At 36.8% G+C, this 6,204-nt stretch carries 6 protein-coding genes and 1 pseudogene; 4 read left to right on the top strand and 3 right to left on the bottom strand.

What is annotated here, in order from left to right:
- The 3 genes and pseudogenes from BM141_RS23140 to BM141_RS19495 all read right to left on the bottom strand — a co-directional run.
- Positions 1–238, bottom strand: a pseudogene (locus tag BM141_RS23140) (IS982 family transposase); the annotation flags it as partial.
- Between the two features lie 92 nt (positions 239–330).
- Positions 331–789, bottom strand: coding sequence for a FecR domain-containing protein (locus tag BM141_RS19500; protein WP_143091007.1), 459 nt, complete (start codon positions 787–789; stop codon positions 331–333).
- 72 nt (positions 790–861) lie between these two features.
- Complete coding sequence (locus BM141_RS19495; RefSeq protein ID WP_091549141.1) at positions 862–1,506, bottom strand: RNA polymerase sigma-70 factor; 645 nt, start codon at positions 1,504–1,506, stop codon at positions 862–864.
- 523 nt (positions 1,507–2,029) lie between these two features.
- Here BM141_RS19495 and BM141_RS19490 point away from each other — a divergent pair.
- From BM141_RS19490 to BM141_RS19475, 4 genes are all read left to right on the top strand, one after another.
- A complete protein-coding gene (locus tag BM141_RS19490; protein ID WP_091549140.1) occupies positions 2,030–2,269 on the top strand; it encodes an acyl carrier protein in 240 nt (79 codons plus the stop codon).
- A gap of 130 nt (positions 2,270–2,399) precedes the next feature.
- Positions 2,400–3,650 (top strand): beta-ketoacyl-ACP synthase II, encoded by a 1,251-nt coding sequence (gene fabF, locus BM141_RS19485; RefSeq protein WP_091549139.1) that lies wholly within the window; start codon positions 2,400–2,402, stop codon positions 3,648–3,650.
- A gap of 147 nt (positions 3,651–3,797) precedes the next feature.
- Positions 3,798–4,535, top strand: coding sequence for a ribonuclease III (gene rnc / locus BM141_RS19480; RefSeq protein ID WP_091549138.1), 738 nt, complete (start codon positions 3,798–3,800; stop codon positions 4,533–4,535).
- Between the two features lie 105 nt (positions 4,536–4,640).
- Positions 4,641–6,203: a glycosyl hydrolase family 28 protein gene (locus tag BM141_RS19475; RefSeq protein ID WP_177217467.1), complete on the top strand. Its 1,563-nt coding sequence runs from the start codon at positions 4,641–4,643 to the stop codon at positions 6,201–6,203.
- Position 6,204: the final 1 nt, after the last annotated feature.

Raw genomic sequence — 6,204 nt, 5'->3', positions numbered from 1 at the left:
AACTGTTTGGAAAATAAGATTTTAGATAGCCTTTAATAATACTTTGATAGTAATATTTGAAACATTTCATGCCTGATATATGATAATAAATCACAATTGCCATGATTTCTGAACAAGACATTTTTTCTTGTGGTACAACTTGTCCTTGACTTAATTGATACTGTTCAAATTTTTTAGCAAAGTCATCACAAGTAATGTAAATTTCTATTAGTTTTGTTGTGTTCAATATTAAGTACATAGTATTCTTTGATTAGTGTAATTTTCAAATATACTATATTTATTAATATTGAACATTTTTTATCATAAAAAATTGACTTTTAAGCAATTACCTCAATAACTCACGTTAAGCATAGAATTGGCATTAAGGACAACTACACTTTTATCGGGTAGCGTGAGGCTTTTTATCTCGCCGTAGTGCGTTTGATGAATAGTATAAAAAATTTGGTCTTTAAAAAATAAACTGACTATACCAATTAGTAAAATGAAGCAAGCCGCTATGCCCAACCCAATAGGTAGGCGATAGCTTTTACTTTTGTACAAGTGATGTGCTTGGATGTTGAATTTGCTTTCAGTAGAGTAGGTATAGGTTTTAGATAAAAATTTCTCATAAGCTCGCGCTGTATCTGGGAGAAACTGTGGGTTTATTCTTTCCCACTCATCTAACCACTTGAAGTACTGTTCGATGTTTTCTGGGCAAGCAAGCCAATCCTCTATTAATTTTTTCTGCATTGGCGTTGCTTTTCCTTCCAAAGAACTGAATACTAAATTTTTAGCTATTTCTAAGTCCATTTTATTTAATAATAAGCTTTGAATAATGATTTGGTTAAGCATTTATTTGAATAAGAGCCGTGAAATTTTCTTTCATACGTTTGAGTCAAATAAGAGCAATTTTCTTAAAATAGATAAGGCTTTGGTGATATGCCCTTCTACTGTTTTTAGGGAAACTTGCAGTTCATCAGCAATGGTCTGATTCTTCTTACCCTCGAAGCGACTCATCAGAAAGACCTTTTGTGCTTGGGGTGGAATTGCCTTAATGGCTTCTTCCATTTGTAGATATAGTTCGTTGTACTGCATAATTTGCTGTGGGGTAATAGGCAAGTCCGCTTGTGCTTTCCAATCAACTAAATCTATATTTTTATGCTTGCTTAACTCTGCTCTCAGAAACATAAAAGCCTGATGCCTCACGGAGGTAAATAAATAAGCCCTATATGATGTTTTGATTTGTTGGTAGATTTTTTTTTGCCAAAAAACAAGAAATACCTCACTTACAATATCTTCTGCTAATTCCTTAGAGTACAGAAAACGTACCGCATGGCTACACAGCGAACGGTAATATCGCTTAAAAAGCAGTTCGTAACCTTTTTCAGGATTGGATTCTAATAACTTTCGGATAAAAATCTCATCATCATCTACTACAATAGGCTCGGTTTCTAAATCTTCGCTTTTTAACGAAAGAGAGGACTTATTTCTATCCAAGTTTTTTGCAAAAGGTAAATGTAGTTTCATATTGAATGCAGTTTGAGAGCTACATTGAAATTAAACAATTTTTAAGATAAGATGAAAAAACCATGAATTACCCTTGCTATTTCAGGTAATTTTTTTGTGGGAAGGAAGAGATTTGAGGCTCTTCAGAATACTAACATACATAGAATGATTATGATTGAGAAATTTTCGTCTTGGTATGATTTTCCTCTTCCAAAACGTTTAACTTGGTAAGCACTTCTTGCAGAAGGTTTTGTAAATTTGCATCTCACGAGGTAGTCATAGTCCTCTTCCAAAACGTTTTCTTAATTTTGCAAGCACCTAAGTACTTGCGAAAATTGGTAGATTGGCTAATTGCTAAGTATGCTAAAAAATAAGACATAATCTAAAATATAAAGCACTTATAATCATAATTTTAACAAAAGTTCTTCCTCTTTAATACTGCTTCACTATCAAACACAAAAAAATTAAGCATTCAAATTTTTTGACATTCATATAATAAATGTATTTCTTTGCGGTCAGATTTTAAAATTAAACAGATAAAACAATGTCAGAAATTGCTCAAAAAGTAAAAAGCATCATCGTCGATAAATTAGGTGTGGAGGAGTCAGAGGTTACTCCTGATGCGAGTTTCACCAATGATTTGGGAGCAGATTCATTGGATACTGTTGAACTTATTATGGAATTTGAAAAAGAGTTCAATATTTCTATTCCTGATGACCAAGCAGAGAACATTACTACGGTAGGTCAAGCTATTGCTTATTTGGAAGAGCATGCTCAGAAATAGCAATTTTTGAGGAGAAAGTTTTTGCCTTTCTCCTCAAATTTTACTTGGTATGTTTTTTTAACTCTTTCTCATTGAACTTCTTACCAAGTTCCTGTTTTGTATTTTATCAAAGATTATATTCACTATTTATATGCAATTAAAACGAGTAGTAGTAACAGGCATGGGGGCATTAACCCCTATTGGTAATAATGTACCCGCTTATTGGCAAGGGCTAAAGAACGGCGTGAGCGGGGCGGCTTTGATTACCAAATTTGATGCTACTAAATTTAGGACAAAGTTTGCTTGTGAAGTGAAAAACTTCAACGCAGAGGATTTCATAGATAAAAAAGAAGTGCGTCGCTTAGACCCTTTTTGCCAATACGCTTTGGTAGCTACTGATGAGGCAATGAAAGATTCTGGCTTAGATGTAGAAAAGATTGATTTGGACAAAGCAGGGGTTATTTGGGGTTCGGGTATCGGTGGGCTTAAATCTTTTCAAGATGAGGCAATGGCATTTGCCAGAGGCGATGGTACTCCACGAATTAGTCCTTTCTTCATTACCAAAATGATTATAGACCTGAGTGCTGGACATATTTCTATGAAATATGGTTTCAGAGGTTTGAACTTTTCTGTTGTATCTGCTTGTGCTACAGGGACTAATGCTATCATAGACGCTTTTAACTATATCAGGTTAGGCAAGGCAAATGTCATCATTACAGGAGGTTCTGAAATGGCAACTACAGAAACAGGCATTGGAGGTTTTAACGCCATGAAAGCACTTTCTGAAAGGAATGACTCTCCTGAAACTGCTTCTCGTCCTTATGACAAAGACAGAGACGGCTTCGTACTGGGCGAGGGAGCGGGTGCTTTAATCTTAGAAGAATTAGAACACGCTAAGGCAAGAGGCGCAAAGATATATGCTGAACTCGTAGGCGGTGGAATGACAGCCGACGCATACCACGTATCAGCCCCTCACCCTGAAGGATTAGGCGTGATTGCAGTAATGAAAAGTGCCATAGAAGATGCAGGCATACAGCCTACAGACGTAGATTACATCAATACGCATGGAACTTCTACGCCCATAGGCGACCCGCAAGAAATCAAAGCAATACAGAAAGTATTTGGAGAACATGCCTACAAACTCAATATCAGCTCGACCAAATCCATGACGGGGCATTTGCTTGGAGCAGCAGGGGCAATAGAATCTATAGCTTCTATTTTAGCCATCCAACATCAGACCGTTCCTCCTACTATCAATCACTTTACCGATGACGAGGAAATAGATGCCAAGCTCAACTTTACATTCAACAAAGCCCAAGAAAGAAAGGTCGAGGTAGCATTGAGCAACACATTCGGTTTTGGAGGACATAACTGTTCGGTAATTTTTAGAAAATATGAGTAAAATAGGCAAGTTCGAGGCTTAAATCTTAAATATTTTGTATATATTAAAATCCACTTATTACGCTGAGGAAAAATTTTTTTAACTTTATGGTGTAGTAAGTGGTTATTTTTTTGATAAACATTCAAATTTTAATCCTAAAACTTTTTCATTATTCTGATTCAGTTTTTACGACATTTTTTTGGTAACTACTCACCCAAAGACCAAAAACTTATTGCAGCAATCAAGCAAATTACAGGTAAGAAACCCTCCAATCTTAATCTGTTTAAGTTAGCTTTTGCTCATACTTCTTCAGCCAAAGAAAACTTTGAAGGTTTCAAAGAATCTAATGAACGTTTAGAGTACTTAGGAGATGCTGTGCTTGGAATGATAGTAGCTGAGTACCTTTTCAAGCGTTTCCCCTACAAAGACGAGGGTTTTCTCACAGAAATTCGCTCGCGCATTGTCAGTAGAGAATCTCTTAATCAGTTGGCTCGCAAAATCGGATTGGATAAACTGGTGGTGTATGATACCAAACGAAAAACTGCCCTTTCATTCAAGTATGTTTACGGCGATGCGATGGAAGCATTTATCGGGGCTGTATTCTTGGACAAAGGCTTCAAGTTTTGCAGAACTTTTATCATCAAAAATCTCTTAGACGCTCACCTCGACCTCAATCAAATCATTAGTAACGATACTAACTACAAAAGTAAACTCATAGAATGGGCGCAGCGAAATGGAAAAACAGTACGGTTTGAAATGGTAGATGAAAAAGGAAGCCAGCATCAAAAACAGTTTAAGATACAAGTCCTTCTAAGCAATGAAATTATCTCCTCGGGCTTAGGGTTTAGCAAAAAAAATGCAGAGCAAGATGCCGCAAGAAAAGCATGTGAAGTCCTAAGTATTTGAAAATAAAGTGCTTTCTATTTATAGAAACTCTAATAGATAAAAATAGTATGCGATTATAGATTAGAACAGATAGTTTTCTTTATCTTTCTCTAAAACACAATGAAAATGAAAAAACTAATCTGTTTGCTATTTATCAGCATCTTATTTTCTATTCAGAAAAGTTATGCCCAAACTGCACAACTTTACCCTGCACCTTTGGGGATAAACCCTTCTACCGAATACAAGGTTTTTGTTAATGGAAAAGAAACTTTTGTTTACGCCTCTCCTATTCCTGCAGCTTGGTGCAGTTTTGAAATAAGTGGTACAGTAGAAATTGTAGTGGAAACCTACTACCGCGACATTAAATGGGTGGATATTCGCCCCCGCTCTGCTCAGATTCTACCAAGTTTCAAAGATAAAACTATTCGTTTTAAGATAAATACGCCCCAAAAATTGAGCATAGAACTCAATGGAAGCCTTAGACACCCCTTATTCATTTTTGCCAACGCCCCAGAGAAAAATAAGCCCTCCAAAGCAGACCCCAATGTGCTTTTCTTTGAAGCGGGGAAAATTCACTATGCAGGCATGATAGAAGCAAAAAGCAACCAAACTATCTATATCGAGGGTGGAGCGGTGGTAGTAGGGGTTATCAAAGGGGAGAATACAAAAAACTTGCGCATCGCAGGCAGGGGTATCATAGACGGCACTTATAACCGCCTGTTCAGTAGCGACCTCATTAAAACAGGAGATACAGCCCAAATTCGTCAAAACAAATCAGGAAAATACGAGCAGTTTATCCGTTTAGACAGGTGCGAAAATGTAAGCATAGAAGGCATCACGCTTTTCAACAGCACCTCTTGGCAGATAGTCCCTATCAACTGTAGAGATGTAAATATCAATGACATCAAAATCATTAGCGACAATCCAAGCGATGACGGCATAGATGTAGTACACTCTCAAAAAGTCTTGATTGAAAATTCCTTTATCCGCACCAAAGACGATTGCGTAGTGATAAAGGCATACATGAAAAAAACCAAAGACTATGGCATAGACAGTGTACTTGTGCAGTCGCCTAATACATACAAAACTTACTTTACTCACCAAGTCCAAGAGGTAGATGACGTAATTACTCGCCAATGCGTATTTTGGAATGCGGCATGGGGTAATGCCTTAGAAATTGGCTTCGAACTCAATGGAGCAGAGGTCAAAAACATTCAATTTAAAGACTGCGACATTATTCACGTAGAGGCAGGGTCTGTACTCAGTATCCACAATGCAGGTAAGTCTTTGGTAAGCAATATCTTATTTGAAAATATACGCATAGAAGATGCCCGACAAAAACTTTTTGACGTGGCTATTTTTCGCTCTCGTTACTCAGAGGACGGCACACGCAACCCCGAGGAAGCCCAAAAAATGTATCTGCATGGGGCTTGGGACGGTGTGCAGCTAACACCTCCTGACAAAAAAGACTATCATGCCCAATTCAGAGGAAAAGTACAAGGAGTTACTTTCAAAAATATAAGCATCATAGAAGGACTTTTTCCTTTTTCTATCTTTTATGGGTTTGATAGTGAGCATGATGTTAGAAATATTCGTATTCAAAATCTGAAAGTGCATGGACAAAAAATCAAATCTTTGCAAAATGCAAAGTGCTACATAGAAAATACCACTGATTTAACTATTGATTAAA

Source organism: Thermoflexibacter ruber, assembly GCF_900113045.1.
Lineage (GTDB): Bacteria > Bacteroidota > Bacteroidia > Cytophagales > Thermoflexibacteraceae > Thermoflexibacter > Thermoflexibacter ruber.
This window is presented reverse-complemented; position numbering and strand designations above follow the sequence as displayed.

Coding starts and splice junctions, on each gene's coding strand:
- fabF (WP_091549139.1), top strand. CDS start 2,400: ATGCAATTAAAACGAGTAGTAGTAACAGGCATGGGGGCATTAACCCCT.
- BM141_RS19490 (WP_091549140.1), top strand. CDS start 2,030: ATGTCAGAAATTGCTCAAAAAGTAAAAAGCATCATCGTCGATAAATTA.
- BM141_RS19475 (WP_177217467.1), top strand. CDS start 4,641: ATGAAAAAACTAATCTGTTTGCTATTTATCAGCATCTTATTTTCTATT.
- BM141_RS19495 (WP_091549141.1), bottom strand. CDS start 1,506: ATGAAACTACATTTACCTTTTGCAAAAAACTTGGATAGAAATAAGTCC.
- BM141_RS19500 (WP_143091007.1), bottom strand. CDS start 789: ATGGACTTAGAAATAGCTAAAAATTTAGTATTCAGTTCTTTGGAAGGA.